Genomic DNA, 2,874 nt, shown 5'->3' on the forward strand with positions numbered 1-2,874 from the left:
GCCGCCCTCGCCGAACGCCTCCGGGACGCCCTGCAGGACCTGCCCAAGGAGGTCGAGCAGGCCGGCCCCGGCCTCGCCCTGGTCGACCTCGCCGAACGGTTCGCCTGGCTGCACGCCGCCGCCTGCTGCCTCCAGCTGTGGTGGGCGAGCCGCCACCTGCCGCTGCACGGCCGGCCGCCCGGCTCGGCCGGCTGGCTCGGCGCCTGCCTCGGCTACCTGCTCGCCCGCGCCGACGGCACCGACCCGCGCCGCGGGGCCGACCTGCTCGCACCCGCCCTCGACACCGTGCTCGCGCTGCACGACGGCGGGCGGCTGTTCTCCGCCGTCCCCGTCCCGCTGGCCTGACCGACACCCCTGCACCCACGCGACCGATCCACGCGACCCGGAGGAGACCGGTGCCGAAGCCAGAACTCGACAAGCTCGCCGCCGAGCTGGAGGCCCACCTGGGCGACCCGCACGACCCGGCGAGCCGGATGCCGTTCGAGCGGATCCTCGACCACGACGAACGCGAGGAGTACCCCTACCCCTTCGTCAACCTGCTGCAGCGCTGGGGGGTGCACGAGTACAACATCCCCGCCGCCCAGGGCGGCCGGGCCGGCGACGTGGAGACCGGCTTCAACCTGCTGCGCCTCGTCGCCCGCCGCGACCCGACCACCGCCACCGCCCTGATCATCACCAGCCTGGCCTTCCTGCCCGCCTGGATCGCCGGCACCGCCGAGCAGAAGCAGTACCTGGTCGACGCCATGAAGCAGGGCAGCCGCTACGCCTGGGGCCTGTCCGAGCGCAATCACGGCAGCGACGTGCTCGGCAACGAACTGCGGGCCGACAAGGTCGACGGCGGCTACCTGCTCACCGGCGAGAAGTGGCTGATCGGCAACGCCCGCGTCGCCGACGGCCTCACCGTCTTCGCCCGCACCAAGGAGTCCGGCGGCCCCGCCGGCTACTCGATCCTGCTGCTGGAGAAGCGCCGCACCCCGGCCGGCTCCGTCGAGGAGCTGCCCAACGAGCGGCTGCACGGCCTGCGCGCCATCGACATGAGCGGCATCCGGGTGGACGGGGTGTTCGTCCCCGACTCCGCCCGAATCGGCGCGGAGGGCGCCGGCCTGGAGATCGCCCTGCAGACCTCCCAGGTCGCCCGCACCCTGATCGGCTCCATCGCGCTCTCCGCGGTGGACACCGCACTGCGCGGCACCCTCGACTTCACCGAGCACCGGGTCATCTTCGGCCGAACCGTCAGCGACATCCCCTACTCCCGGAGGCAGTTGACCGAGTGCTTCGCCGACCTGATGGTCGCCGACGCGGTCAGCCTCGGCGCCGTCCGCAGCCTCCAGCTCGTCCCCGAGCAGGCCAGCGTCTGGTCCTCGGTCGCCAAGTACCTGGTGCCGACCATGCTGGAACGCACCATGTCCCAGCTCAACGTGGTGCTGGGCGCCCGCTTCTACCTCCGCGACGACCCGCACCACGGCATCCACCAGAAGATGCTCCGCGACCTGCTGGTGGCCAACTTCGCCGACGGCAACACCGTGGTCAACCTGAAGAACCTCGCCCTGCAGTCGGACGGACTGCTCGCCGCCGCCGTCGAGCCGCCCACGGGTGCCGCCGACGCCGCCGAGGAGCGGGTGGCCGACCTGTACGGCATGGACCGGCCGCTGCCGCTCTACCGCCCCTGGGACCAGGAGCTGTTCAGCCGCGGCCGGGACGACGCCCTGCTCGCCGCGCCCGCCTCGCTCGCCGCCCTGCGCCGCCTCGCCGCCGGCGTCCGGAGCGAGGAGGGTGACCGGCTGCGGCGCGCCGCCGACACCGCCGCCGAACTCCTCGGCCGCGCCTCGGCCCTGCACGCGCGCAGCCGCACGCTCAAGACCGGACTCGGCCGCGAGTACGGGCAGTCCGCCGAACTCTTCGACCTCGCCAAGGAGTACTGCCTGCTGCACGCCGTCGCCGCCTGCGTGCACACCCACGTCCACTCCGCCGCCGCGATGGAGGACCCGCTGCCCAGCGGCGCCCTGCTGCTGCTCCAACTGGAACGGCTGCGCCGGCAGTGGTACCCGCACGAGGCCGTCACCACGGCCGCCGACGTGGACGAGGTGATGGCCGTGCTGCGACGGCTGCACCGGGGCGACCGGCTGTTCTCGCACTGGCAGTTCCGGCTGGCCGCGCGCACCGGGCCCCGCCCCGGCGCGCGGTGACCCCCGACCTGCCCGCACCGCAGCGGAAGGAGTGCCGCATGCCACCGCACCCGGGCGCCCGTGCCCTCTGCCCGTCCTGCCGGCGAACCGGCCGGCCCGACCGCCTCGACCCCGACCTCAAGGTCTGCCCGCCCTGCCGGGAACGGCTGCGCTGGGAGATGTCCGAGTGGCTGAAGCAGCTGGTCGGCATGGGCGTCCTCGGCACCGTCCCGGAGCCCAGGGAGCACCGGGAGCCCCGGCAGCAGCGCAGCCGGAGGCGCGATGCCCGCACGTGACGGCCACCTCTGGCTGCTCCCGGAGGCCGCCGCCGACGCCTTCGCCGCCCGACACGGCGGGCCCGGCCTGCTCGGCCCCGAGGAGCGGACGCGGCTGGCCCGGCTGCGCGGCGAGGGCGCCCGGCGGCGCTTCCTCGGCGGCCGGGTGCTCGCCCGGTACGCGCTGAGCGCCCGCTCCGGCCGGCCGCTCGGCGGCTGGCGGGTGCGGACCGCCCCGGACGGCCGTCCGGAGCCCGAACCGTCCGCGGACGGCCTGCGGTTCAACCTCTCGCACACCGACGGGATGGTCGCCTGCCTGGTGACCTCCGGCCGCGGCTGCGGGGTGGACGTGGAGCCGGCCGTGGCCGGCGCGGACGCCGTCCGCCACCTGCCGCGCTGGTTCGCCGCGGCCGAGCGGGCCGCCGTGGACGCCG

The 2,874-nt window shown here is 75.3% G+C and carries 2 protein-coding genes and 2 pseudogenes; all 4 read left to right on the forward strand.

What is annotated here, in order from left to right:
* Nucleotides 1-345, forward strand: a pseudogene (locus ABZ641_RS31590) (acyl-CoA dehydrogenase); the annotation flags it as partial.
* Between the two features lie 50 nt (nt 346-395).
* Nucleotides 396-2,186: an acyl-CoA dehydrogenase family protein gene (locus ABZ641_RS31595; protein ID WP_359987363.1), complete on the forward strand. Its 1,791-nt coding sequence runs from the start codon at nt 396-398 to the stop codon at nt 2,184-2,186.
* 38 nt (nt 2,187-2,224) lie between these two features.
* On the forward strand, nt 2,225-2,461 hold the full coding sequence (locus tag ABZ641_RS31600) for a hypothetical protein (RefSeq protein ID WP_344621436.1): 237 nt from the start codon (nt 2,225-2,227) through the stop codon (nt 2,459-2,461).
* A pseudogene (locus tag ABZ641_RS31605) lies at nt 2,448-2,874 on the forward strand (4-phosphopantetheinyl transferase); the annotation flags it as partial. The gene ABZ641_RS31600 and the pseudogene ABZ641_RS31605, both read left to right, overlap by 14 nt.

The sequence above is a fragment of the Kitasatospora sp. NPDC007106 genome, assembly GCF_040634455.1.
Taxonomy (GTDB): domain Bacteria; phylum Actinomycetota; class Actinomycetes; order Streptomycetales; family Streptomycetaceae; genus Kitasatospora; species Kitasatospora arboriphila.